Below are 25859 nucleotides of genomic sequence, written 5' to 3' on the forward strand. Positions count from 1 at the left end.
GAGGGGGCCCATGACATAGAAATACGTCATTAAGCTCCGGTCGTCATGTCCACACCTGACGGACGGGGAAATTCTGTGCGCGGACGGTTACGAAGAAGGACCCTGGCTGCGGCGGTAGCGACCGCTGTCGTGGCGCAGGTGGCGCTGTTCGGTGCCGAGGCGACGGCAGGCGAGACGCCGCTGTGGCAGGTAGAGGTCGCAAAGATCCCCACCGCCGAGTACACCCGGGACGCGAAGGTCTACGTCACCGAGTCCTGCCAGGCGCTCAGCCCGTACGTGGAGGGCGGGCTCGGCGACGGCCGGCTCGCCCCGGTGCTGGCCGACGTCGAGAGTCGGTACTTCGACGGCGCGCGGCTCAAGAGCGCCGCTGACGGCGAGGTCGCGTTCGAGAACCTGAAGCACTTGGAGTCGTTCCTCAAGAGCCGGCTGACCGGCGCGAGCCCGCCGAACGGTGAGGCCGAGCAGGCGCACGTCCGCGCTCTGGTGGAAACCCTCTCCGGTGCCCGGCTGTTGGCCGACGCGGCGATCCAGGACGCCGAGGTGACCATCGGCCCGTTCCGGGCCAGCCCGCCCCCTGCGCCCGCCCCGGTGGGGCTGACCGAGGCGTTCGCAGATCTCGAGGCGGCGAAGGTCAATCTCGCCAAGGCCGACGAGATGCTGGTCAAGGCCAACCCGGTGCCGGCGACGATCCAGGCCGGCCGGGCCTGGGCGAGCGGCTTCAACGTGCTGGCCCGGTTGGGCATCACCTACGCCGGCGACCACGACAACGACGGCGTGGTCGACGTGGTGGAGCTGCGCCTCGGCGCCAGCCCGCTGCTGGTCGACACCGACGGCGATGGTCTGACCGACAAGTTCGAGATCACCGAGCTGGCCGGCTGGACCGCGCCGAACAAGGCCGACACTGACGGGGACTCGGTCGCCGACGGCGCCGAGGACGTCGACAACGACGGCCTGACCAACCTCCAGGAACAGGACCTCGGCACCTCGCCCACCAACCCGGACACCGACGGTGACGGCGTCAAGGACGGCACCGAGGTCGCCCAGGGCAGCAATCCACTGGTCGCCGACCAGCCCCGCGCCCCGCCCGCGCCCGGCGACGTGCCGCCGATCGTCCCCGTGCCCACCGACCTCGACACCGACGGCGACGGCGCACCGGACATCGTCGAGGAGGACGACGGCACCAACGCCGACAACCCGGACACCGAAGGTGACGGTCTGTCCGACGGCACCGAACTCGAGTGGGGCAGCAGTTCACTCAGCCAGGACACCGACGGCGACGGTCTGCGCGACGACTACGAGGTCGCCAACGCCGAGTCCCAGGACTTGGACCCCGCCCGCCCGGACGAGCAGATCAGCAAGTGGACGTACGTCGCCGACTTCGCGCTCGGCCTGGTCGCCGGCGAGTTCGCGATGCGGGACTCGATGGCCTGGCTCGCCGGCAACATCTGCTCCACCGCCCTGAGCTTCATCCCGGTGTACGGCTGGATCGTCGGGGCGATCACCGACATCCGGGACGCGGTCGCCGCCGCGATTCGCGGCGACTGGGTCAGCGCCGGCTTCAGCGTCCTCAGCCTGATTCCGTACGCGGGCGACGCGGTCGCCATTCCCGCCAAGATCGCGAAGTTCGTCCAGCGGTACGTGCACCGCCTCGCTGAGGTGGCCCGGTTCGTCGCCAAGTACGACAAACTCCCGGCCTCGGTCAAGGAGGTCACCTACGAGCTGATCATGCCGGAGGTCTGGGCGGCTCTCGTCGAGCCCGAGGGACTGACGGCGGCGGTTTCGTCGGGGCGGGTGAGCAAGTCGAACTTCGACCGGCTGCTGCGCGGCGCGCGCACCGATCTGAAGAAGCTGCACGAGGTGGTGTTCCAAAAGCCGAACCACGTCCACGGGCCCAACGTCGACTGGGTGTACCGGTGGACCCAGGCCGAGGAACGGCTCGTCGAGCTGATGACGTCGCTGGGCAAGACCGGGAGGCACGGCTCCAACAAGCTCTACCTCAAGAGGCCGGATCTGCCTGACCTCCCGGCGAACTCCCGTGGCCGTTACCCGGACTTCGCGGAGGAGGACGCCAACGGCAACTTCACCCTGCACGAGGTGAAGGCCGGCATCCCGATGCGCGACGAGGACATCGAGCAGTGCAAGAAGGACGGGTGGTACAAGGACCTGGCCAACCAGGCGAAGATCCAGGCGGACAACCCGGGGATGGGGACCAGGAAGGTCGTGGGCGTCCACTGGCACTTCATGCCGCACGGCGGTGGCTCGCCGAACAACCCCTACAACAGCCTCGGGGTGTGGGATGACCTCCTGGACTGTCTCGTGCAACAGAACATCACGTTCACCATCCACTTCCCGGCCAACTGACAGGTCGTCAGCGCGTCGCTGACCACTCGTAGGGTGAATCCGGGGCATCCTCGTCGATGCCCCGGATTCACCGGTAGTACCCACCGACGTCCGACGGAGGACACCTGGCCATGAACTCGTCGACAAGCTCCGCGCTGCCCCCGTACGCGGTGCCCGGCATCCAGCCGCTTCGGGTCAACGAGGAGGGCCGGCATGTCGAATACCGTGGTCACCAGCTCATCCGGACACCGCCGGTGGCCGCGGTGTTCGCTCGCGTACCCGAGACCTTCCTCCCACTCACCGAGGGGGAGCCGCTGCGTCGCGAGGAGCTCTGCGCGGCGCTCGACGTCAGTTCCCGCGACGGCCTGGCCTGGATCGTCGGCCTCGGCGACGCGGTGAAGTCCATGGTGGACAGCGGTGGTGACTTCGTCGACGACGACCTGATCGAGGAGGCGCTCGCCGCCCAGCCGGACGTGGTCGAGGTCTACCACGTGGACCGAGAGGTTTTCGACGTGGTGCTGGGGCGCTTCCTGCGGGCCGACGAGATGTTCGCCCGCTGGCTCGACGCCATCACCGCCGCCCACCGGGAGTTCGCCCTGCGGCTCGGCGTGGAGCTGCCCTACTGAGCTGACCCTGCCCCACCACCGAACTGGGAAGACGTTCGATTGGTAGGCCCCTCGGCTAGCCGACGGTCAAGCCACCGACGAGGGCACCCGCACCGAACGCCATGTAGTAGGTGCCGAGCAGGGTCGCCGAGGCGTGCAGTTCGTCTGCATCGGTGACGAAGGCGCCGCTCCCGTCTCGGGCGGAGACCGCGCTGCGCCGGTGACGATACTGGCGGCGTCGGGCCATCTCCGGTTCCATGGCCTCCCGGGTGGGCGGACACGCGCTGATCGCGACTGCGGCTGACCGCGGTGCCGGCAGCCCGCCCACGGAAGCACGATGTTGGTCTCCGCGCCTGGTCAGCTGAGGGGCAGGCCCACGTAGTTCTCGGCCAGGCTGGTGGCGTACGCGCGGGAGCTGGCCACGTACCGCAGCGTCGCGGTCTGCAGCTTCGCCTCGTACGGGTCGTCGCTGTCCAGCCGGTGCAGCATCGAGGTCATCCACCAGGAGAAGTGCTGTGCCCGCCAGACCCGGCGTAACGCGGTCGTCGAGTAGCTCTCCAGCAGGTCCGTCCGCCCTTCGCCGTACCAGGCCGCGAAGGCCTCGCCGAGCAGCGCCACGTCGGCCAGGGCGAGGTTCATGCCCTTGGCGCCGGTCGGCGGGACGATGTGCACGGCGTCCCCTGCCAGGTAGAGGCGCTGCCACTGCATCGGCTCGACCACGAAGCTGCGCATCGGCGTGACCGACTTCTCCACGATCGGTCCCTCGTTGAGCGACCAGCCCGGCACCGTCTCCAGCCGGGTCCGCAACTCCGCCCAGATCCGCTCGTCCGGCCAGTCGGCGATGTCCTCGTCCGGCGCGACCTGCAGGTACAGCCGGGAAATCTCCGGCGACCGCAGGCTGTAGAGGGCGAACCCACGCTCGTGGTTGGCGTAGATCAGTTCGTCCACCGCTGGGGGAGCGGCGGCCAGGACACCGAGCCAGGCGAACGGGTACGTCCGCTCGTGCGTGCGCAGCACCCCGTCGGGCACCGCGTTCCTGCTGACCCCGTGGAAGCCGTCGCAGCCGGCCACGAAGTCGCAGTGCAGCTCGATGTCGCGGCCGCCCTGCCGCAGGTAGATCGTCGGCGCTGAATCGAGGTTCTCCACGCGCACCGCCTCGGTTTCGAACAGGATCGACCCGCCGGCCGCGAGGCGGGCGGCGATGAGGTCCTTGACCACCTCCTGCTGCCCGTAGACGGTGATCGCCCGCCCGGTCAGCTCCGTCATCGGCACCCGGTACGACTGCCCGTCGTATCGCAGCTCGATGCCCTCGTGCCGCATGCCCTCCCGCTGCAGCCGCTCGCCGAGCCCGACGCGGCACATCAGGTCGACCGAGCCCTGTTCGAGGACCCCGGCCCGGACCCGCTGCTCGACGTACGCCCGGCTGCGGCTCTCGACCACCACCGACTCGATGCCCTGCAGGTGCAGCAGGTGCGACAGCATGAGACCGGCCGGCCCCGCTCCGACGATGCCGACCTGGGTACGCATCCGTGCCTCCTCACCTCGGCCGCGACACCGCCGCGACCCCGTTGCGGGTAGGGCACCAGACTGCCCGCAGCCGGGCCTGTTCGCCGCACCGGGTTTCCATCCAGCGGAAGATCCGGTCAGACCGATCGGTCACGTCCCGCCCACAGGGCCGCCACGGCCATCGCCAGCGCAGCGACGCAGAGCGCGCCGAGTGACAGGGACCAGTCACCGGACCGGTCGCGCAGCAGGCCGAGGAGCAGCGGGCCGGTCGAGCCCACCAGGTAGCCGACCGACTGAACCGTCCCGGACAGGTCGCGGGCGCTCTGCGGGGTGCCGGCCCGCAGCACCAGCAGCGCCAGTGCCAGCCCGATCCCGGCCCCCTGCGCCAGCCCGGTCACCGTCGCCCAGAGCAGGTACAGCGACGGCGCCACCAGCAGCCCGACAAGTCCCACCGCCCAGGTCGTCGCCACCAGCACACCGAACACGCGCTGATCCCGCAGCCGCGACGCCAGGACGGGTGCGGCAACCGCGGTGGCGATGCCGAGCAGGTTGAACAGCCCGAGGGCCCACCCGGCACCGGCCGCTGACACCCCGCTGTCCCGCACCATCGTCGGCAGCCAGGCGAGCAGTGCGTAGTAGGTCAACGACTGCATGCCCATGAACGCGGCCAGCGCCCAGGTCACCGGCGAGCGCAGCACCGAGGCACCACCCACCGCCACCGTCGGGGCGACGTGCCGGCGGCGCAGCTGCGGCAACCACACCACGGCAGCAACCGCGGCCAGCCCACCCACCAGCAGCAGAGCGCCGCGCCAGCCGAGCCCGGCGTGTGACAACGGCGCGGCCACCGCGGCCGCGACGGCGGCCCCGCCGGTCAGCGCCGCCGTCGTCGACGCGGTCACCGCACCCTGACGGCGGGGAAAGTCCCGCTTGACCACGCTGGGCACCAGCACGTTGCCGACCGTGATCCCGGCACCGATCACCACCGTGCCGGCGACCACCGCCCAGAGCCCCGGCAGCACGCGCAGCGCGCTGCCGGCGACGATGCCCAGCATCGCCACCAGCAGCGACCACTCCACTCCGATCCGCCGGCCCAGCAGCGCCGCGAAAGGGGACAGCAGCCCAAAGCAGAGCACCGGCAGCGTGGTCAGCAGTCCGGCCGCGCCGCTGCCCAGCTGCAGGTCGGCCCGGACGTCAGGCAGCAGCGGCGCGAGCACCGCGATGGCCGCACGCAGGTTGAGCGCCAGCAACAGCACGCCGATCAGAGTCAGCGGGCCGGCCATGCTCGTGCGGTCGGTTCGCGTTCCGGCTGGCGCCCGCTCGTGTGCCACCCTCATGCGCTCGCCCGACCGTTGGGCCGGCGTCGCATCGCGATGCCGTGCTGCAACGTCGGGTACGGGTCGTCGGCCGTGTCGGCCAGCCGGGCAGCCACCCGCTCGGCCGCCACCCGCAGGGCCGACGCCAACCGCTCCGGAACCGCGCCGAGGCTGTGCCCGACGACGCCGATCGACGCCACCGCCGTGCCGTCCCCATCGAGTACCGGAACGGCCACCGAACAGGAGCCGAGGGTCATCTCCTCACTGGTACGTGCCCAGCCCCGGTACCGCACAGCGGCCAGCTCCCCAGCCAGCCGGCCGGGCTCGGTGACTGTGTACGGCGTGCAGCGGGTCAGCGGCCGGCGCAGGTGTGCCGCCACGAAATCAGGTGGGGCGAAGGCGAGCAGTGCCTTGCCCACCCCGGTGGCGTGTAGCGGCAACCGGCCCCCGACCCGGGAGATGATCGGCACTGCCCGGTGCCCGGTCACCTTCTCCACGTAGAGCGCCTCGTCGCCGTCGCGGACCGCCAGGTGCACGTTCTCTCGCACTGCCGTGTGCAGGTCCTGCAGGAACGGCAGCGCGACCTCCCGTAGCCGGGTGTGCAGTGGTGAGAGCAATCCGGCCTCCCAGAGCCGCACGCCGATCCGGTACGCGCCGTCCGCGTCACGGGTCAACGCCCGCCAGGCGACCAGCTCGCCGACCAGGCGGTGCGCCGTGGCGAGCGGCAGCCCGGCCCGCCGGGCGAGGTCGCTGAGCGTGAGCGCCGGATGGGCCACGTCGAACGCGCCGAGGATGGCGAGCACCCGGGCTGTCACCGACGTGCCCGGGGCCCGTATTCCGCCCGCCACGGTGGTCTCCCTCGGTCAGAACGGGTATCGGGTGATGTCGCCCTGAACGGTGAGCCACTGGGTCTCGGTGAACGCCTCAACGTTCGCCGCCGCCCCGCCGAAGCGCGAGCCAGTGCCGGACGCGGCCGTACCGCCGAACGGTGCCAGGGCCTCGTCGCCGACGGTCTGGTCGTTGATGTGCACGATGCCGCTCGGGATGCGATCGGCCAGCGCCATCGCCCGCATCACGTCGCCACTGAGGATGCCGAGGGACAGGCCGTACTCGGTGTCCCGGGCCAGGGCCACCGCTTCCTCCGGGTCGGCGAAGGTGATCACCGGGGCGACCGGTCCGAAGACCTCCTGCGCGTATGCCGGGGTGGTGGTGGTGACGTCGGCGAGCACGGTCGGGCGGTAGAACAAGCCGTCGTAGCTGCCGCCGGCGGCCAGGCGCGCACCGGCCTCGACACTGGCCCGCACCAGGCGATGGATCTTGTCCCGTTGCCGCTCGTCGATGATCGGGCCGAGCGCCACCTGTTCCTTGGCGGGGTCGCCGACCGGCAGACGGTCGGCCTTCTCGGCGAGTGCGGCGACGTACCGGTCGGCCAGGCTCTCGTGCACCAGGTGCCGGCCCGTGGTCATGCAGATCTGCCCCTGATGCAGGAACGAGCCCCAGGCGCCGGCGGAGACGGCGAGGTCCAGGTCCGCGTCAGCGAGCACGATGAGCGCGGAGTTGCCGCCCAGTTCCAGATGCGCTCGCTTGAGATTCCGGGCCGCGGCCTCCCCGACCTTGCGCCCGGCAGCGGTGGAGCCAGTGAAGCTGACGACCCGTACGTGCGGGTCGGCGACCAGCGCCTCTCCGGTCTCCACTCCGCCGGGTAGCACGTGCAGCAGTCCCTCGGGGAGGCCGGCCTCCGCGAAGATCCGGGCGATGGCCAGCCCGCCGGCGACCGCGGTGCGCAGGTCCGGTTTCAGCACCACCGCGTTGCCCAGGGCCAGCGCCGGCGCGACGGAGCGGATCGCCAGGATGAGTGGAAAGTTGAATGGGGCGATGACGCCGACCACGCCGACCGGCAGCCGGCGGGTGAGGCTCAGCCGGGGCTGCGCGCTGGGGATGATCTCGCCCAGGGGGCACGAGGCGAGCGCGGCGGCCTCGTAGCACTCCTGCGCCGCGGTGTCGGTCTCGACGCCGGCCTTGGGCGGGATCGACCCGGCCTCTCGCACCAGCCAGTCGCCGACCTCGGCGGCGTGCTGCTCCCACAGCTGTCCGGCCCGACGCAGCACCGCCGCCCGTTCCGTATACCCGGTGGCGGCCCAGGCGCGCTGCGCCTGGGATGCCCTGGCGCAGGCCCGGGCCACGTCGTCGGCGTTCGCGACGCCGACGACGCCGATCTCCTCGCGGGTCGCGGGGGAGCGCACCGCCGCCGCCCCGCCGGTGGGCTCGGTCCAGCCGTCGCTGTAGAGCATGCCGTGCCAGATGCCGGTGTCGAGCAGGGCCATGGTGGTCTCCTCGATAGGGGGTTAGTGCGGTGTGCCCGCGGTCAGGGTTCGAAGTGCGTGTCGACGTGAACCGGCACGTCGAGCAGGAGAGGGTCGGTGCGCTCGGCGAGCGTTGGAACCACCTCGTCGAGGAGGGTCAGAAGCTCCGCGTGGTCGCTCACCCGGCGCGCAGGGCAGCCGAGGGCCCGCGCCAGACCGGACACCGAGACCTCCTCGAAGGCGGGCCAGGGCGGTTTGCCGCCGACCTTGTCGGCGAGCCGGTCCATGACGGCGTACCGGCCGTTGGACAGGACGACGAACAATGCGCCGCAGCCGTAGCGGGCGGCGCTCCACAGCCCCTGGATGCTGTAGAGCGAGGAGCCGTCGCCGAGCACCGCGACGACCGGCCGGGTCGGGTCGCCCATCCGCAGCCCGGCCGCCGCGGGCAGTGCGAACCCGAGGCCGCCCATGGCCGCGCTGACAAAGCCGCGCGGCTGCCGGGCGGGAAGCAGCCGGTGCAGGTCCGGTCGCGACGACGGGCTCTCCTCGACCAGTACGACGTCCCTGGGTAGCCGTTCGGCGAGTGCGGCGAAGACGTGCGCGGCACGCATGGGCTCTCCAGCCGACGGCGGCGCGACGGCCTCGGTGCGTGGCGTCGGCGTCGTCGCCGTCCTCGCGGTCAGCTGCTCGGCGACCGCGCGGCACAGCGTTGCCGGGTCACCGAGCACGGCCAGCTCCGCCTGGCTGTGGTGCAGCTCGTCCGGGTCCGCCGAGACCACCGCGACGGTGAGGTCCTCCGGCACGAGAGGACCCGGCTCGTACGGGTACTGCCGGAACGCGCCAGTGCCGACGACGAGGGCCACGTCGTGCGCGGCCAGCACCGCGCGCAGCCGGGACCGGCCGGCCGGCAGATGGCCGGCGAAGGACGGATGGTCCTGCGGGAAGCCGGCGCGGGCGCCGAAGGCCTCCTGCCACACCGGAGCGCGGAGCCGCTCGACAAGCGAGACCAGGGCATCCCAGGTGTCCTGGTCGTCGGCGCCAGCGCCGACCACCACCACCGGCTTTGCCGCCTGGTTCAGCAGCTGAGCCAGCTCCCGGGCGGCCGGGCCCGCCGCCGGTTCGGCGCGCAGCACGGTCGCCGGCGCGGCCAGCCCGAGCGCCGGGTCCAGCTGAGCGATCCAGTCATCCATCGGTACGACGACGACGGCCGGGCCACGATGCTGCATGGCCTCGTGCCATGCGCGCCGGATCGCCGCCGGCACGTCCTGGGCGAGCACCGGCTGGTTGACCCAGACCGGGTACGGCCCTGCCAAGCCCTCCAACCGACCGGCGAGGAACGGCTCCAGCGCCAGGTGGCGGCGGTCCTGCTGACCGACGACGACGACCAGGGGCGCCCGGTTCACCCGGGCGGTGACCAGCGCGCCGACCGCGTTGCCGAGACCGGCGGCGGTGTGCAGGTTGACGAAAGCGGGCCGTCCGGTGGCGATGGCGTGCCCGGTGGCCATGCCGACCACCGATCCCTCGTGCAGGGCCAGGACGAACTGCAGGTCGTCCGGCAGGTCCGCGAGGAACGCGATCTCCGTCGAGCCGGGGTTGGCGAAGATGCGGTGCATCCCGTATCGGCGCAGGACGTCGAGGGTCGCCTCGCGTACCGTCGTCATGGGTGGTCCGCCCCGGCGTGGTGCTTCTTGGCCCGCTGGATCTGCGCGAACACCTGCGCCCGCAGCTCTGCGAAGCGGGCCGAGGAACGGGTGGTGAGCTGGTCGCGCTCATCGGGCAGGTCGATGGCGATGTCATCGAGCACCACGGTCGGCGCGGCGGAGAGCACCAGCACCCGCTGGCCCAGGTAGACCGCCTCGTCGATGTCGTGGGTGACGAACAGCGTGGTCACTCCGAGCCGGTGCCACAGGGACCGGACCAGGTCCTCCAGATCCGCGCGGGTCTGTGCGTCGACGGCGGCGAACGGCTCGTCCATCAGCAGGATGTGCGGCTCGTACGCGATCGCCCGGGCAATGGCGACCCGTTGCTGCATACCGCCGGAGAGCTGCCACGGGTAGGCGGACTGCACATCGCCGAGGCCAACCGCGTCCAGCGCCTGATGGACCAGCTCGGCCCGGCGCGCCCTGGGCAGCTTCTTCTGCTTCAGTGGCAGCTCCACGTTCTTGCGGACGCTCATCCAGGGAAAGAGGCTGCGGCCGTACTCCTGGAAGACCACTGCCATGCCCGGCGACGGGCCGTCGACCGCGGTACCCTCCAGCACCACCTCACCACCGGTCGGAGCCAGCAGGCCGGCGATGCACTTGAGCAAAGTGGTCTTGCCGGCGCCGGACGGGCCGACCACGCAGACGAGTTCACCCCGCGCGACCGTGAACGTCAGGTCCCGGACGGCCTCGACGGACCGGCCGTGGCCTTCGTACACCTTGCGCACACCGCGGACGTCGAGCAGTGCCTCGGTGCGTGGGTCGGCGGTCTGGGTCCGGGTCTCGCTCATGATGCTCATCGACTCCCACCTCGCTGCGCCTGCCGCAGGCCGAAATACCAATTGAGGGCTCGCCGCTCGAACAGCCGCATCAGCGTGGCGAGCAGGAAACCGAGCAGACCCAGCAGCAGGATGCCGGTCCACATCTCGGTCACCGCGAACGTCCGTTGGAATTGGATGATGCTGAATCCGAGCCCGTTGCTGGCGGCGAACATCTCGCTGATGACCATGAGGATGATCCCGATCGAGAGGCCCTGCCGAAGCCCCGCCACGATCTGCGGGCTGGCCGACCGGATGACCAGGTTCCAGAGCCGGGACGGGCCGCGCACGCCGTAGCATCGGGCGGTCTCCACCAGCACCTCGTCGACGGCGCGTACCCCTTCGACGGTGTTGAGCAGGATCGGCCAGACACAGCCGGAGACGATCACCAGCACCTTCATCGTGTCGCCGATGCCCGCGACGAGCATCAGCACCGGCACCAGCACCGGTGGAGGGATCGCCCGGAGGAACTCCAGCACCGGCTCGCAGAACGCCCGCAGCCGGCGGGACGAGCCGATCGCGACGCCGAGTGCGACGCCGATGACCACGGCCAGGAGGAAGCCGCCGAAGAGACGCAGCACGCTGGGCAACACGTCCGCGCTCAGCCGGTCGGAGTGCAGCCACACGTCATCGACGGCGGCGAGGATCTCCGACAGCGGCGGCAGGTAGTAGCTCTCGCTGTCGGCGGTGAGCACCCACCAGAGGGTGAGCAGGATGGCCGGCAACGCTAGTGCCGCCAGGATCGCGCGGGTGACGCGGCGCGCGATTCTCATGCCACCTCCCGGCGCAGCGACGAATGCCAGGACAACAGCCACCGCTCCAGGCGTCGGGCCAGGACGTTGACCGCCACGCCGAGCAGTCCGGTGACGATGACCAGCGCGTACATCCGGGCGACCGCGCCGCCCGACTGCGCCACCCCGATCTCGTTACCAAGCCCCGGCGCGCCGATGATGAGCTCCGCGGTGATGGCGAGGATGAGTGCCACGGCCGCGGCCAGCCGGACGCCGGTGAGGACGTACGGCAGCGCGGTCGGCCAGGTCACGTGCCGGATCCGCGCCCAGCGGTGCAACCCGAAGGTGCGGGCGGTCTCCTGGGCGACCGGGTCGACGTCCTGCACGCCGTACAGCACCTGGAGCAGAACCTGCCAGAACGCCGCGTAGATGACCAGCAGGAGCACGGAGCGCAGCTCGCTGCCGAAGACCAGCACGGCGAGCGGGATGAGTGCCACGGAGGGGATGGGCCGTAGGAACTCGATCGTCGATGCGGTGAACTCCCGCAGCACGGGGATGGTGCCGATGACGAATCCGGCGGCGATCCCAGCGGCGACCGCGATGGCGAGGCCGAGGAACCACCCCTGGACGGTGTCGACGATCGCGGTCCAGAAACCGGCCTCGCCGGCGAGTTCCGCCAGCGCGACGCCGATGCGACTCAGCGGTGGCAGGTAGTCCGGCGAGACGAGGCCGCTGCGCGGGACCACCTCCAGCAGCGCGAGGAAGGTGGCGAAACCCAGCACGCCCAGCAGCGTGGTGCCGCGGGCCGCCCGGCTCGCCGCGCCGGCCCGGGAGGCCCGGGCCGGCGCCGTGAGCGTGGATGTCACGGGAGCAGCTCCGCGATGTCGACCTTTTCCTTGATCAGTCCGTCGGTGAGCATCAGGTCCGCGAGCGTCTGGACGGACTCCCGGTTGATCTGACCGGACCAGGCCGGCAGCGTCATCTTCGCGCCAACCGCCGGGTCGATCTTGGCGTACGTGGGCAGTACCGCCCTCGCCTCGTCGGGGTGCTGCTGCGCGTACGCCAGGGACTTCTCGATGGCCGCGGTGAAGCGCTTGGTCACGTCGGCCTTCTGCTGGGCGGTCTTCTGACTGGTGAAGTAGGCGGCGATGGTCAGGTTCGGAGCGGTGTCGACGAAGTTCGAGGCGATCACCTTGGCGCCCTGGTCCTGCGCGATGGTGAAGAACGGCTCGACGATCCACGCGGCGTCGACCCGCTTGGCGTCGACGGCCGCGGGCATGTCCGGGAAGGGCAGCTCGACGAACTTCACGGTGGACGGGTCGCCACCGGCCTTGCGGATCGAGGCGCGCACGGTGGTGTCACCGATGTTCTTGAGGTTGTTGACGGCGACCGTCTTGCCGGCGAGCTGGTCCGCGCTGGTGATCGGGCTGCCCTCGGGGACCACGATCCCGCCGAAGTCCTTACCCTGCTGACCCGTTGACGAGTTGCCCTCGGCGATCACCTTGAGCGGCAGGTTCTCGGAGCGGGCGACGATGAGCGAGACCAGGTTGCCGAAGGCGAAGTCGAACTCGCCGCTGACCACCCCCGGAACCGCGGCCGCGCCGCCGGTCGTGTTGACGACCTCGACGTCGAGGCCCTGTTCGCTGAAGAAGCCCTTCTGGATGCCGAGGTGCAGGGGAGCCACGTCGACGATGGGGATCGCACCGACCTTGATCTTGGTGGTGCCGCCCGCCTGCCCGCCGGCTTCGTCGGCGTCGGAGGAGCCACAGGCGGTGGTGACTGTGAGCAGTGCTGCGGCGGTTATGGCGCTGATGACTAGACGGCGCATGCAGGTACTCCCGCGTCCGGTGGTCCCGGAAGGGACCGGGGGTGTGGTGGGCCTCCATGCCGGAGAAGCCCCCGGGGGTGTCACATCCTGTTCGCTTACCGAACGGCTGTTCTCATATAGAACGTTGGCACGTGGTCTGGCTCACGTCAACGGGTCCCCGCAACATTTCTGCAACGCGCCGGACGCTGGTTCGCCGTGCGTCCGTTGCTCGTTGACGGATGCCATCGCAGGGCATTACGTTCGAGATAAGTACGGCAGTCCGCATAGCGAACAGCGCGCGGTCCATAGTGATTCGCAGAAGGCGGGGAGGCTCATGGCGAAGCTCGTCTCGCTGGCCGAAGGCGTGGCGGACCTGGTCCGCGACGGCGATGTGGTGGCCCTGGAAGGGTTCACCCACCTCATCCCGTTCGCCGCCGGGCACGAGATCATCCGTCAGGGACGGCGGGACCTGACCCTCGTCCGCATGACACCCGACATCATCTACGACCAGCTCATCGGGGCTGGCTGCGCACGCCGCCTGGTCTTCTCCTGGGGCGGCAACCCGGGTGTGGGTTCACTGCACCGCTTCCGCGACGCGGTGCAGAACGCCTGGCCGCGACCGCTGGAGCTGGAGGAACACAGCCACGCCGGCATGGCGAACCGGTACGTGGCCGGAGCGTCCGGGCTGCCGTTCGCCGTCCTGCGCGGCTACACCGGCACCGACCTGCCCCGGCACACCACCAACATCCGCACCATCGCCTGCCCCTTCACCGGCGAGGTGCTCACCGCCGTCCCCGCCCTGCGACCCGACGTGACGGTGGTGCACGCACAGCGCGCCGACCGGGCCGGCAACGTGCAGATGTGGGGCATCACCGGGGTGCAGAAGGAGGCGGTGCTCGCCGCACGCCGGTCCCTGGTCACCGTCGAGGAGGTGGTCGACGAGCTGGTCCCGGTGCCCGGCCAGGTGGTCCTGCCGGGCTGGGCGGTCACGGCGGTGGCCGAGGCGCCCGGCGGTGCGCACCCCTCCTACGCCCAGAGCTACTCCGTGCGAGACAACGACTTCTACGTGGCCTGGGACGCCATCAGCCGCGACCGCGACACCTTCCAGGACTGGATGCGGCGGCAGGTGCTGACGTCGGAGGCGATGGTATGACCGATCAGTACACCGCCGACGAGATGATGACGGTGGCCGCCGCCCGTCAGTTGCGGGACGGCACTGCCTGCTTCGTCGGGATCGGACTACCCAGCACCGCGGCCAACCTGGCCCGGGCGACCCACGCTCCGAACCTCGTGCTCATCTACGAGTCGGGCTGCCTCGGCGCGAAGCCCGACCGTCTCCCGCTCTCGATCGGAGACGGGGTGCTCGCCGACACGGCGGACGCCGTGGTCTCCGTACCCGAGGTGTTCAACTACTGGCTGCAACCCGGCCGGATCGACGTCGGGTTCCTCGGCGCCGCGCAGCTCGACAGATACGGCAACATCAACACCACGGTCATCGGTGGCGACTACACCGATCCGAAGGTACGCCTGCCCGGCGCCGGCGGCGCACCGGAGATCGCCGCCTCCTGCGGGGAGGTGGTGGTCATCGTCCGACAGAACCTGCGGACGTTCACCGAACGGGTCGACTTCGTCACCTCTCTCGGCTACGGCACCGGGCCCGGCGACCGGCAGCGGCTCGGCCTGCGCGGCGGCGGTCCACGCATCGTCATCACCGACCTCGGCATCCTGGAACCGCACCCGGACACCTGCGCGCTGACCCTGACCCACCTGCACCCCGGTGTCACGGTCGAGCAGGCCCGCGCTGCCACCGGCTGGGATCTCGCCGTCGCCGACCGCCCCACCACGAACGAGCCACCCACGACGGACGAACTCGCCGTGCTCCGTGCCCTGGAAGCGACGAAGGGAACCCGATGAGCCGCGACGTCTACGTCCTCGACGCGGTCCGCACCCCGATCGGACGCTACGGCGGCGGCCTGGCCGGCGTACGCCCCGACGACCTCGGCTCGCTCGCCTGGCAGCTGCACCGCAGGGGTGGCGGACGAGGACTCGCCGCCATCTGTATCGGCGTCGGCCAGGGGCTGGCCGTCGTGCTCGAAGCCTGACGGGAGAGGCTGATGACCCAGGAGACCGCCCATCCGATCGGTAGCGGACTGACGCTGCCGCAGTACCGGCGCGACGCCGTCGACGCGCACCCGCCGCTGCTCAGCCCGGGGTACGGTTCGACGGTGCTGCGCGCGCCCCAACGGCCGTTGACCTACCTGCCCCAGCGGCTGACCGAGGTCACCGGGCCGTTGCTGGGGGAGGGGAGGATCGGCGAGCTCGACCACGACCTCACCCGCCAGCACGACGCGGAGCCACAGGGGCAGCGGATCGTCGTGCACGGCCGGGTGCTGGACGGCGACGGCCGGCCGGTGCCGCACACCCTCGTGGAAATCTGGCAGGCGAACGCCGCCGGCCGCTACCGCCATGTGATCGACACCTGGCCGGCGCCGCTCGACCCCCACTTCGAGGGGGTGGGACGGGCGCTCACCGACGAACACGGCCACTACCGTTTCGTCACCATCCAGCCCGGCGCCTACCCCTGGAAAAATCACGACAACGCTTGGCGGCCCGCGCACATCCACTTCTCTCTCTTCGGCCGGGCCTTCGTCCAGCGGCTGGTCACCCAGATGTACTTCCCCGGCGACCCACTCTTCTTCCAGGATCCGATCTTCAACTCCGTCCCTGACCCGAAGGCCCGAGAGCGCATGGTCGCCCGGTACGACCATGCCGGGACCGTCCCGTCCTGGGCGCTGGCCTACGAGTTCGACATCGTGCTGCGAGGCCGGGAGAGCACCCCCTTCGAGGACGGGGACGACGATGAGTGAACGACTCGGTGTGACGCCGGCCCAGACCGTCGGGCCCTACCTGCACATCGGCCTGCGCTGGCCCGACGGCCCGTACGCGGTGCCCGAAGGCACGCCTGGAGCGTTCTGGATCCGTGGCCGGATCGTCGACGGCGCCGGCATGCCCGTGGTCGACGCGCTGGTGGAGAGCTGGCAGGCCGACCCGGACGGTCGGTTCGACCACCCGGACGACCCCCGCGGCGCCCAACCCTCCACCGTCCCCGGCTATCGCGGCTTCGGGCGCAGTGAAACCGACGCGGCGGGGCAGTACGCGCTCCTCACCGTCCGGCCGGGACCGCTGCCCGCCCCCAACGGCGAGACCGAGGCGCCTCACCTCACCCTCTCCGTCTTCGCGCGGGGCCTGCTGCATCGCGTCGTGACCCGGCTCTACTTCCCCGACGAGCCCGCCGCGAACGCCGAAGACCCGGTGCTGCGCATCATCGACGCCGACCGCCGGGACACGCTGCTGGCCACGCCGGCGCCGGATGGATTCCGCTTCGACATCCGCTTGCAGGGAGAGCATGAAACCGTCTTCTTCGCCGTCTGACCGGCTACTCGGCAGGCTCTCCGGTGCCACGGACGTCGACGCTGAACTCGGCGACACCTCGCTGCTGCAGGCAATGCTGGACGTGGAAGCCGCACTCGCCCGCGCCGGAGCGGAGTGCGGCCTGCTGCCCGCCGCGGCGGCGGAGGCGATTGCCGGGCAATGCCGCGCCGAGCGGTACGACCTGGCCGCGCTGGGCCGGGCGGCCGACGCCGCCGGCAACCCGGTGGTGCCGTTGGTACGCGAGCTGACCGCCGCGGTCAGCGGCTCCGCCCGGCCCTGGGTGCACCACGGGGCCACCAGCCAGGACGTGCTCGACACCGCCCTGGTCCTGATGGCCGTCCGGGCCGCCGCACCACTGCTGCGCCACCTCGACGCCGCCGCCGACGCCGCAGCCGGCCTCGCCGACACCCACCGGGACACCGTGCAGCTCGCCCGTACCCTCGGCCAGCAGGCCGCACCCACCACCTTCGGGCTCACCGCAGCGGGCTGGCTACTCGGCCTGGTGCAAGCGCGAGTCCGCCTGGAACACATCTGCGCCACATTGCCCGCACAGCTCGGCGGCGCGGTCGGTACTCTCGCGGCGCTCGGCCCGGCCGGCCCGGCGGTGGTCGAGCGGTTCGCCGCGCACCTGGGCCTGGTCGACCCGCCGATGCCGTGGCACACCCGCCGTCAACCACTGCTCGACCTTGCCGCCGCGCTCGGCGGGCTCGTCGCAGCCACCGGCACCATCGCCGTCGATGTCGGGCTGCTCGCTCAGACGGAGGTGGGTGAGGTCGCCGAAAGCGGTGCCGGGCGCGGTGGATCGTCCGCCATGCCGCACAAGCGCAACCCCGTCGACTCCGTTCTGGTCACCGCAGCCGCGCGGCGCGCCCCGGGCCTGGTCGCCACCCTGTTCACCGCGGCCGTGCAGGAGCACCAGCGCGCCACCGGCGGTTGGCACGCCGAGTGGGAGCCTCTGCTCGACCTGCTGCACCTCGCCGGCGGGGCGGCCGCACGCACCGCCCGGATGCTGACCGGACTGCAGGTTGACGCCGCCCGGATGCGGGCCAACGTGGACGGTGCCGGGGGCCTGATCCTCGCCGAGGCCGTTGCCGCCCGGCTGGCCCCGGCCCTCGGCCGCGGCACCGCGCATGACCTGGTCACCCGCGCCACCGCCCAACCGGACTTCCGCGCGGCGCTGCTCGCCGACCCCGCCGTGCGCGCACACCTCAGCGAACAGGACGTGGACGAGGCCCTCGACGCACGCCGCTGGCTCGGGTCGGCCGACCGGTTCGTCGGCCAGGCCCTAGCGACGCACCGCGGGTCGACGGCATGACCTCCCAGCTGCACGCCTCCGTGGACGGCCCGCCAGACGCCCCTGTGCTCATACTTGGCAGCTCTCTGGGCACCACCGCAGCGATGTGGCAGCGACAGGTCCCGCAGCTCGCCGAACGGTTCCGTGTCGTCCGGTACGACCATCTCGGGCACGGCCTCTCGGCGGTGCCACCCGGGCCGTACACGATCGAGCAGCTCGGCCGGGAGCTGCTGGCGCTGATGGACGACCTCCGCGTGTCGCGAGCGCACCACGCCGGGCTCTCCCTCGGCGGCATGGTCGCGATGTGGGTCGCCGCGCGCGCACCCGAGCGGGTCGACCGGCTGGCGCTGCTCTGCACGTCCCCGTCGCTCGGCCCCGCCGAGATGTGGCGGGACCGGGCGGCGACCGTACGGGCAGCAGGCCTGGAGGTGATCGCCGACGCGGTGGTGGCCCGCTGGTTCACTCCGGCCCTCGCCGCCACCCGTCCCGAGGTGGTCGCCGCGCATCGGGCCATGCTGACGGCCATACCCGCGACCGGCTACGCGGCCTGCTGCGAGGCCATCGCCGCGATGGACCTGCGCGACGACCTGCCCAGGATCCGGGCCGCGACCCTGGTCGTCGCCGGGGGGGACGATCCAGCGACGCCCGTCCGGCACGGCCGGGCAATCGTCGAGCGGATTCCCGGCGCGCGACTCGCGGTACTGGAGCAGGCCGCGCACCTGGCCAACGTCGAGCAGCCCGAGCAGGTGTCTCGGCTGCTGTCGGAACACTTCGAGCAGGTGGTGAGCGGATGAACGACCACGAGCGCCGGGACGCCGGCATGACGGTCCGTCGGGAGGTTCTGGGCGACGAGCACGTCGACCGGGCGGTCGCCGGCACGGACGAGTTCACCTCGGACTTCCAGGACCTCATCACCCGCTACGCCTGGGGAGAGATCTGGACCCGGCCCGGTCTGGACCGGCGGACCCGCAGCTGCATCACCCTGGCCATTCTCGCCACCCTGCACCACGACGAGGAGTTGGCGATGCACGTCCGGGCGGCACTGCGTAACGGCCTGACTCCGGAGGAGGTCGCTGAGGTCCTGCTCCAGGTCGGCATCTACGCTGGCGTACCAGCGGCGAACCGGGCATTCAAGGTGGCCCAACAGACTCTGCGGCAGGAGGCCCCGTGACCGAGGAGGCGACGCGAACCCCTGAGTTCGTCCAGTCGCTGGAGCGCGGGCTCGCCGTCATCCGCGCGTTCGACGTCGAGCACCCGCAGCTCACGCTCAGCGAAGTGGCGCGACTGACTGGCCTGACCAGGGCCGCCGCGCGCCGGTTCCTGCTGACCCTGGTCGAGTTGGGTTACGTGCACACCGACGGCCGGCTCTTCTCGCTTCGGCCGCGGATCCTCGAACTCGGCTATGCGTATCTGTCGAGCCTGAGTCTGCCGGAGGTCGCCCAGCCGCACATGGAGGCGCTGGTCGCGCAGGTTCACGAGTCCTGTTCGGCGTCGGTGCTCGACGGCGACGAGGTCGTCTACGTCGCCCGCGTCCCGACCAAAAGGATCATGACGGTCGGGATCAGCGTCGGCACCAGGTTTCCGGCGTACGCCACGTCGATGGGACGGGTGCTACTCGCTGCCCAACCGGCGGACTGGCTGGACGACTACCTCGCCAAGGCGGAGCTGCGCCCACTGACGCGGCGTACCGTCACCGACCCAGCGAAACTACGTACCCTGCTGGTGAAAATCGCTGCCCAGGGGTACGCGATCGTCGACCAGGAGCTCGAAGAAGGGCTGCGGTCGCTGGCCGCGCCGATTCGTGGCGAGCACGGGGCGGTGGTCGCGGCGGTGAACGTCTCCGCCCATGCCAGCCGTGGGTCGTCCGAGGTAATCCGCCGGGAGCTGCTTCCGCCGCTGCTGGCAGCCGCGAAGCGCATCGAGGAGGACCTGCGAGCCGGCCTGACCCGGTGAACGCCACGCCCGGCCCGACGTCGGCCAGGCGCGACGGATCCAGTTGCGTCGTGCAGAGCCGAACCATCCGCAGACCCGGTGGTGCGGGATCCATCCAGACCCTTCCATCTGCCGGAAGCACTTCATTGCCCTGATTTCCGGTGGGAGCGACGGTATCCCCACCTCCACCGGAAGGACGGATGATGAGATCCAGACGCAGTTATCTCAGCGGATTGGCCCTGCTCACCAGCGCCGCGCTTGTCCTGTCGGTCGGACCCGGCGCCAGCGCCGCGGGCCCGAACCGCCCGGCTCGCAGCTGCGCGAGTCTGGCATCGGTGAACCTCCCCCACACCACGGTCCTCAGTGCCACCTCGGTCCCGGCGACCGCGTCGGTCCCGGCGCACTGCGCGGTGCAGCTGACCGTCACCAATCCACCGGCCAAGGACCAGGTCAGGATCGGGGTGTGGCTGCCGACCGAGAACTGGAACGGCCGGTTCCAGGGCACCGGCGGCGGCGGCTTCTCCGGCGGCTCGCCGACCGCGACCCCGGCCGCCGCGCTGCGGGACAGCTACGCCGCCGCGGCGACGGACGCCGGGCACACCGGCGGCAGCGGCAGCTTCGCGCTCAACCCCGACCGCACGCTCAACTGGCAGCTGATCGCCGACTTCGGCTACCTCGGCATCCACGAGATGACGGTGACAGGCAAGGCCCTGGTCAAGGCGTTCTACGGCGGCTCCTCTTTCTACAGCTACTTCAACGGCTGCTCTACCGGCGGTCGGCAGGCATTGATGGAGGCGCAGAGATACCCGAGCGACTACGACGGGATCGCCGCCGCCTCCCCGGCAGTCAACTGGACCAAGTTCCACCCCGCGCAGTTCTGGGGACAGCTGCAGATGATGCTCTCTGGCAACGTCGTCGCGCCGTGCAAGCTGGCGTTGGCGGCCGAAGCCGCGATCACCGCATGTGACCCGCGCGACGGGGTCACCGACGGGATGATTGGTGACTGGCAGGGCTGCCGGTTCGACGCCCGAAAACTGGTCGGCACGACAACCGACTGCGGCACCTTCACCGCCGCCGACGCGGACCTGGTCAACAAAATCTGGGAAGGCCCGCGCGACGCCGAAGGCGAGTTCCTCTGGTACGGCCTGGAGCGCGGCGCCAACCTGCAGAGCTTGAACAACAGCGCGAACGGCACACAGCTGCCCTTCGGCGTCGGATTGGAGTGGTTCCGGTACTTCCTGCTGCAGAACCCGGGCTGGGACTGGCGGACCATGACGTACGACCAGTACCTGCTGCTCTTCCAGCAGTCGGTGCTCCAGTACCAGGCCGTGATCGCCACCGACGACCCGGACCTGTCCGCATTCCGCGACGCTGGTGGCAAGGTGGCCTTCTGGCATGGCACCGCCGATCCGCTGATCTTCTTCCGCGGCACTGTGGACTACTACCAGCGGCTGGAGGCGGCGATGGGCGGCACCAAGCAGACGCAGAAGTTCGCCCGCTTCTTCGTGGCACCCGGCGTCGGGCACTGCGGCGGTGGCCAGGGTGCGGCACCCACGAACCTCCTGGACGCGGTCGTGAACTGGGTCGAGCGGGGCAAGGCTCCGAATCAGCTGACCGGGCAGCGAAACGACTCGGCCGGCAACCCGGTACTCAGCCGCCCCGTCTGCCAGTACCCGCTCGTGGCCAGGTACAAGGGCCACGGCAGCACCAGCGAGGCGAAGAACTTCACCTGCGCCAGCAACTACCGCTGACCACCGCGGGCGGTGGCTCCGGCAGATGGATACCGGAGCCACCGCACCGCGTGGGTCGGCTCGCCGAACCGGAGACGCCCACAGACGGACCGCCTCGGGATGGCGAAGCCGCCATGGGTTCCCCGGGACGGGGCAGGCGATCGTGCAGGTGGCGTCGTTGAGGGCGAACTGGCCTGGTGCGGAGTTGGCGTGGCTGTATGTGCCGGGCGTCGACGGCGAGGCGGAGGAGGCGCCGGCCAAGGGCGATCGGGCGGCAGCAGCCCCGACCCCGATCGTCGTCTTGCGCCGCCGCCGCGCAAACAACGGGCACCAGCAACGACTGCTGCCGTCATTTGGGAATCAGTTGTAGGTCCTCATGAACGACGGTCATCGATTCAAGGTTGAGATCCCCCCGCGGACACGAACCATAACCCCACGGTGCGCGCTGAGATCCACTGCAGCGCGCACCGTTTGCGTTTCTGTCTGGTAGGTCAGCCGCAGGCCCAGCCGCCGATAGACCTCGGCTATGTCGTCGGGGTCGGCGTCGCGTGGAAGAAAACCCCTGTCACCCGTCGGGACTTCGACGACGCGTATTTGATCAACGCCGCCCTCGACATCCACCACGACGACCCCGCGTTCGGGTACCGGTTCATCGCCGACGAACTCCCCGCCCACGGCATCACCGCCGGCCCGAACCGGGTCGCGCGGCTGTTCCCAACAGCGGATCTGGTCGGTGTTCGCCAAGCGCGGTTTGCGGCAGCGGTTGGCCGCCGTAGTAGTTGATCGATACTGTGCGTCGGTGGCCCGTGCACAGCTCACCCCCCAGTTGGTGGTTGATGGTCGTGTTCCGCACGCACTGGCGCTGTCGCCGGACGGCAAGTGGGTCGCCTACGTGGTGGCCCCGGTCGGGCGGGCTGGTGATCACCCGGTCAGCGAACTCTGGGTCGCCGCCGTCGACGGGACCGGATCTCCGCGACGATTGACTTCGGGTGAGGCGTACGATTCAGCGCCGCGGTGGGCCGGAGATTCGCTGTTGATTTACTTTCTCTCCGACCGGGCCGAGCGTGGCACGGCGCAACTGCACCGGGTAGGGCTGGTCGACGGCATCGTGGAGGCGGTCACATCCTGGGCCGTTGGGGTGTCCGGGTACCTTCCACTAGCCGATCCGGACCTGGTCGTGGTGATCGCAGCCGATGAACCGTCCGCTGAGGACGAACGTCGGGGCAGGGAGCGTGACGACGCTCGGGTGTGGGGTGAACGCGTACGCCCGGACCGGCTGCGGCTGCTCGACGTACGGAGCCGCGAGATCCGGACACCGGATGCGTTCGCCGATCGCCATGTCGTCGAGGTGGCCCAGCGGCCCGACGACCGAATCCTGGCGGTACTGACCTGGTCGACCCCCGACGTGGACCCGGGCCTTGTGGAGCCCGGTCTCCACCTCCTCGATCCGGACAGGGGCGGGACGCGGGACCTCGGCCCGGCCGCAGCGAACGCGTCGTCGCTCGTCTGGTGGTCCGCCTACGATGGCTGGCACCTGGCATATGTCGCGAAGACCCCGCCCGCTCTGGTCGGCGGAGACGCGGTTCTCGATGTCGCCGTGCCGGTGAACGGGCCGGTGGGCGAGCACCGTAACCTGACCGTCGGCAGGCCCATCTGCCCGAGCAACCTGGTTCAGGTCGACACCGGTCCGCCGCTGGCGCTGGTCGCCGACGGGCTCGATACCGCGATCCACCGGCTCGATCCAGCCGGGCCCACCTTCGTCGAGGTGTCCCGGGTCGACGGCCTCGCCACGTCGTTGACCACAAACCGGCACGGTGACGCCATCGCGGCGGTCGTCAGCACGTCCTACCAGCCCGGAAACATCTACGCCGGCCCCAGGAGCGGGCCGCTGACGCGGCTGACCGACCTCAGGCCCGAACTCCGCAGCATCCGGTGGGGTGTCCAGGAACGCCTGTCGTACGAGGCATCTGACGGGCTGACGCTGGACGGCCTGCTGATCCTGCCCGCCGGCCGGTCCCACAAGGACGGGCCCTTTCCACTGGTGACACTGGTCCACGGCGGCCCGTACGACCGGCACGCCGACCGGCTCATGCTCGGCTGGGACCCGTCCGGCCAGTGGCTGGCGACCGCCGGCTACGCCGTGTTTCTGCCGAACCCGCGCGGCGGCCAGGGGCACGGCCACGACTTCGCCCTGCGCGTCGCCGGCGCGGTCGGCCTCGACGAGTGGACCGACATCTGCGCCGGCATCGACCTACTCATCGCCGATGGCGTCGCCGACCCCGACCGGCTGGGCATCGGCGGCTGGAGCCACGGCGGCTTCATGGCCGCCTGGGCGGTCGGGCAGACCGACCGGTTCAAGGCCGCCGTAATGGGAGCCGGAATCAGCGACTGGGGAATGCTCGCCGCAACCGGAGAACAGGGGCCGTTCGAGGCTGCCCTCGGTGGTAGCAGCGGCTGGGAAGGAACGGGTCCGCACCGCCACGACCGGCTCAGCCCGATCTCGTACGCCTCCAAGGTCCGCACGCCCGTGCTGATCCTGCACGGCGAGATTGACACGAACGTTCCGGTATCACAGGCAGAGTTCTTCCACCGTGCGCTACGCAGGTTCGGCGTCGAGCACGAGTACGTCGTCTATCCCCGAGAGAACCACTCGATCCGCGAACGCAACCACCAGCTCGACGTGCTCCGCCGCACCCGCGCATGGTTCGACCGGTGGCTCCGATGACCCGACGGCCGACCGCCCGGCCGATGCGGCTGACCGCGGCCAACCAGGAAGTACCACTGCCCGCCGCGTCGCCACATGTTCCTCACCAGGCCCTTGCCGCAACCCGCGCAGCGCGGCGCCGACACCTGCGCAGCGCGGCGCCGACACCTGCGCCACGCCTGCCTGGCGTAACGCCAGGAGGAGTTGGCCCACGACCGAAGGAGCCGGTGATTGGCCGTCGACGAGCACCTGCGGCCGCTCCCCGGCGAAGGCCAGCCCGGTCCTGATGCTGATCCGCATGTCGTCCACCCCTGTCTCACGGGGTGAGGAGCGGGTGCCCGGCGAACGGGGAACGGCGGGCACCCGCCGACACCGAGTTAGCCACAGCGGACCGAAAGGCAGCCGAAGAGCCACCCGCCCCGGGGTGGATTGGATCGACTTCTGCTGGTTGCGGCAGCACGGGCCGGCAAGACCCGCAACTACAGGGGTGCTGTGGTCCGCCGGACAACAAGGGTGGGGGAGAGCTTCACCTGGGTCGTGGGCCGGTTGTTGTCGCTGATGCGATCGAGTAGTAGCCGGGCGGCGTTGGTGCCGATCTGGTTGCCGGCTTGGTCGACGGTGGTCAGTGAAATCGGGCCGAAGGCGGCGAAGGTGGTGTTGTCGTAGCCGGCGACGGAGATGTCGGCGGGCGCCGACAGGCTGGCTTCGGTGAGGGCGTCCAGAACTCCCATGGCGACGATGTCGGCACCGGCGAAAATGGCCGTCGGCCGCTGCGGCCGGGCGAGCAGTTGCTTCGCGCCGAGATAGCCGCCCTGCTGGGTGTAGGTGGTGGAGGCGAGGTCGATGTGTTCGCCGAGGCTGTGGGCACGCATGGCGTGGCGGTAGCCGTCAGCGCGCACGGCGTTGGGCATCTCGATGAGCCGTACCGGGTTGGTCTCGTGATGTTCGATGTGGGCGATGCGGCGGTGCCCGAGCTCGGCGAGGTGGGCGACGATCAGGCCGGCGCCGACGAAGTCGTCGTCGGCGACAGTGTCGTAGACGGCCGAGTGCCCGTGCCGGCCGACGACGACGGTGGGCATGGTGCCCGCGATGCGTTCCAGGCGCTGGCGTGAGGTCAGCGGGGCGATGAGGATGACGCCGTCCATGTTGCGGTCGATCATGGCGTCGGTGACGTGGGCTTCGCCGGGCTCGTTGTTGCAGGACGCGGCGATCAGCACCTGGTAATCGGTGCCGTCGAGCTGGGCGTTGATCCCGTCGAGGATGTCGGCGAAGAACGGGTTGCGAATGTCGGGCAACATCACGCCGATGGTGTACGTCTGCCCGCGGAGCCCACGGGCGGACGCTGAAGGGCGGTAGCCGAGCTCGTCGATGGCGGCGCGGACCTTGGCCTGCATCTGCGAGCTTGCGCCGTATGCGTTGTTCAGCACCTTGGACACGGCGGTGGTGGACACTCCGGCGTGCCTGGCCACGTCGATGATCGTCACTCGGCGCGCCGGTGCTGGACCTCTCGGCATCCGATCTCCTCATCTTGGGAAACGTTGCCCACTCTAGGGGAGGCGCAGCTCCGGAACCAGACCCGGTGATCAACGCAGCGGCCTGCTGCCGGCGGTTCACGGATGCCGGGGACTTGCTCGGGCATCTCTT

The 25859-nt window shown here is 70.6% G+C and carries 24 protein-coding genes and 1 pseudogene; 14 read left to right on the forward strand and 11 right to left on the reverse strand.

The features are described from left to right. The first annotated feature begins 129 nt into the window (after positions 1-129). Together KBX63_RS08455 and KBX63_RS08460 are read left to right on the forward strand one after the other, a co-directional pair. On the forward strand, positions 130-2361 hold the full coding sequence (locus KBX63_RS08455) for a hypothetical protein (RefSeq protein WP_210910381.1): 2232 nt from the start codon (positions 130-132) through the stop codon (positions 2359-2361). A gap of 110 nt (positions 2362-2471) precedes the next feature. Beyond that, positions 2472-2966, forward strand: coding sequence for a hypothetical protein (locus KBX63_RS08460; RefSeq protein WP_210910383.1), 495 nt, complete (start codon positions 2472-2474; stop codon positions 2964-2966). A 55-nt stretch (positions 2967-3021) separates the two neighbouring features. Here KBX63_RS08460 and KBX63_RS08465 read toward each other — a convergent pair whose 3' ends face one another. The 10 genes from KBX63_RS08465 to KBX63_RS08510 all read right to left on the reverse strand — a co-directional run bounded on the left by KBX63_RS08465 (position 3022) and on the right by KBX63_RS08510 (position 13144). Then, positions 3022-3192: a hypothetical protein gene (locus tag KBX63_RS08465; RefSeq protein ID WP_210910649.1), complete on the reverse strand. Its 171-nt coding sequence runs from the start codon at positions 3190-3192 to the stop codon at positions 3022-3024. Positions 3193-3302: 110 nt separating this feature from the next. Beyond that, positions 3303-4472 carry a 4-hydroxybenzoate 3-monooxygenase gene (locus tag KBX63_RS08470; RefSeq protein WP_210910385.1) on the reverse strand — a complete coding sequence of 390 codons (1170 nt, stop codon included), beginning with the start codon at positions 4470-4472 and terminating at the stop codon, positions 3303-3305. A 116-nt stretch (positions 4473-4588) separates the two neighbouring features. Continuing rightward, entirely contained in the window at positions 4589-5731 is a 1143-nt protein-coding gene (locus KBX63_RS08475; RefSeq protein WP_210910387.1) for an MFS transporter, read from the reverse strand. A 50-nt stretch (positions 5732-5781) separates the two neighbouring features. Next, complete coding sequence (locus KBX63_RS08480; RefSeq protein ID WP_210910389.1) at positions 5782-6612, reverse strand: IclR family transcriptional regulator; 831 nt, start codon at positions 6610-6612, stop codon at positions 5782-5784. 15 nt (positions 6613-6627) lie between these two features. Beyond that, positions 6628-8088 carry a benzaldehyde dehydrogenase gene (locus KBX63_RS08485; protein WP_210910391.1) on the reverse strand — a complete coding sequence of 487 codons (1461 nt, stop codon included), beginning with the start codon at positions 8086-8088 and terminating at the stop codon, positions 6628-6630. 41 nt (positions 8089-8129) lie between these two features. After that, positions 8130-9728, reverse strand: a complete 1599-nt coding sequence (locus KBX63_RS08490) for a thiamine pyrophosphate-dependent enzyme (RefSeq protein ID WP_210910393.1) — start codon at positions 9726-9728, stop codon at positions 8130-8132. Beyond that, positions 9725-10567: an ABC transporter ATP-binding protein gene (locus KBX63_RS08495; RefSeq protein WP_247661959.1), complete on the reverse strand. Its 843-nt coding sequence runs from the start codon at positions 10565-10567 to the stop codon at positions 9725-9727. Before KBX63_RS08495 ends, KBX63_RS08490 begins: the two co-directional genes overlap by 4 nt. After that, positions 10564-11358, reverse strand: a complete 795-nt coding sequence (locus tag KBX63_RS08500) for an ABC transporter permease (RefSeq protein ID WP_210910395.1) — start codon at positions 11356-11358, stop codon at positions 10564-10566. Before KBX63_RS08500 ends, KBX63_RS08495 begins: the two co-directional genes overlap by 4 nt. After that, entirely contained in the window at positions 11355-12182 is an 828-nt protein-coding gene (locus KBX63_RS08505; protein WP_307871646.1) for an ABC transporter permease subunit, read from the reverse strand. The genes KBX63_RS08500 and KBX63_RS08505 overlap by 4 nt, the downstream gene beginning before the upstream one ends. After that, positions 12179-13144, reverse strand: coding sequence for an ABC transporter substrate-binding protein (locus KBX63_RS08510; RefSeq protein WP_210910397.1), 966 nt, complete (start codon positions 13142-13144; stop codon positions 12179-12181). The genes KBX63_RS08505 and KBX63_RS08510 overlap by 4 nt, the downstream gene beginning before the upstream one ends. A 313-nt stretch (positions 13145-13457) precedes the next feature. Between KBX63_RS08510 and KBX63_RS08515 the strand changes: the two genes are divergently transcribed. The 12 genes and pseudogenes from KBX63_RS08515 (at position 13458) to KBX63_RS08570 (ending at position 24236) form a co-directional block, all read left to right on the forward strand. Beyond that, positions 13458-14276: a CoA transferase subunit A gene (locus KBX63_RS08515; RefSeq protein WP_210910399.1), complete on the forward strand. Its 819-nt coding sequence runs from the start codon at positions 13458-13460 to the stop codon at positions 14274-14276. Then, entirely contained in the window at positions 14273-15037 is a 765-nt protein-coding gene (locus KBX63_RS08520; RefSeq protein ID WP_210910406.1) for a CoA-transferase subunit beta, read from the forward strand. Before KBX63_RS08515 ends, KBX63_RS08520 begins: the two co-directional genes overlap by 4 nt. After that, positions 15034-15225: a hypothetical protein gene (locus tag KBX63_RS08525; protein WP_210910650.1), complete on the forward strand. Its 192-nt coding sequence runs from the start codon at positions 15034-15036 to the stop codon at positions 15223-15225. The genes KBX63_RS08520 and KBX63_RS08525 overlap by 4 nt, the downstream gene beginning before the upstream one ends. A 12-nt stretch (positions 15226-15237) precedes the next feature. After that, positions 15238-15990 carry a protocatechuate 3,4-dioxygenase subunit beta gene (pcaH, locus tag KBX63_RS08530; RefSeq protein ID WP_247661960.1) on the forward strand — a complete coding sequence of 251 codons (753 nt, stop codon included), beginning with the start codon at positions 15238-15240 and terminating at the stop codon, positions 15988-15990. Beyond that, positions 15983-16555, forward strand: a complete 573-nt coding sequence (pcaG, locus tag KBX63_RS08535; RefSeq protein ID WP_210910408.1) for a protocatechuate 3,4-dioxygenase subunit alpha — start codon at positions 15983-15985, stop codon at positions 16553-16555. Before pcaH ends, pcaG begins: the two co-directional genes overlap by 8 nt. After that, positions 16530-17870, forward strand: a complete 1341-nt coding sequence (gene pcaB / locus KBX63_RS08540; protein ID WP_247661961.1) for a 3-carboxy-cis,cis-muconate cycloisomerase — start codon at positions 16530-16532, stop codon at positions 17868-17870. The genes pcaG and pcaB overlap by 26 nt, the downstream gene beginning before the upstream one ends. Then, complete coding sequence (pcaD, locus tag KBX63_RS08545) at positions 17867-18643, forward strand: 3-oxoadipate enol-lactonase (protein WP_210910417.1); 777 nt, start codon at positions 17867-17869, stop codon at positions 18641-18643. Before pcaB ends, pcaD begins: the two co-directional genes overlap by 4 nt. Next, positions 18640-19020, forward strand: coding sequence for a 4-carboxymuconolactone decarboxylase (gene pcaC, locus KBX63_RS08550; RefSeq protein WP_210910419.1), 381 nt, complete (start codon positions 18640-18642; stop codon positions 19018-19020). The genes pcaD and pcaC overlap by 4 nt, the downstream gene beginning before the upstream one ends. Then, positions 19017-19802: an IclR family transcriptional regulator C-terminal domain-containing protein gene (locus KBX63_RS08555; protein WP_210910421.1), complete on the forward strand. Its 786-nt coding sequence runs from the start codon at positions 19017-19019 to the stop codon at positions 19800-19802. Before pcaC ends, KBX63_RS08555 begins: the two co-directional genes overlap by 4 nt. A gap of 314 nt (positions 19803-20116) precedes the next feature. Continuing rightward, positions 20117-21532 carry a tannase/feruloyl esterase family alpha/beta hydrolase gene (locus KBX63_RS08560; RefSeq protein WP_210910429.1) on the forward strand — a complete coding sequence of 472 codons (1416 nt, stop codon included), beginning with the start codon at positions 20117-20119 and terminating at the stop codon, positions 21530-21532. 498 nt (positions 21533-22030) lie between these two features. After that, a pseudogene (locus tag KBX63_RS08565) lies at positions 22031-22295 on the forward strand (IS3 family transposase); the annotation flags it as partial. 15 nt (positions 22296-22310) lie between these two features. Then, positions 22311-24236, forward strand: coding sequence for a S9 family peptidase (locus tag KBX63_RS08570; protein WP_307871665.1), 1926 nt, complete (start codon positions 22311-22313; stop codon positions 24234-24236). A 458-nt stretch (positions 24237-24694) separates the two neighbouring features. On the opposite strand, the gene KBX63_RS08575 is transcribed toward KBX63_RS08570, so the two are convergent. After that, positions 24695-25729: a LacI family DNA-binding transcriptional regulator gene (locus KBX63_RS08575; protein WP_210910431.1), complete on the reverse strand. Its 1035-nt coding sequence runs from the start codon at positions 25727-25729 to the stop codon at positions 24695-24697. Positions 25730-25859 lie beyond the last annotated feature (130 nt).

The organism is Micromonospora sp. U21 (genome assembly GCF_018070045.1).
In the GTDB taxonomy this organism is placed as follows: domain Bacteria; phylum Actinomycetota; class Actinomycetes; order Mycobacteriales; family Micromonosporaceae; genus Micromonospora.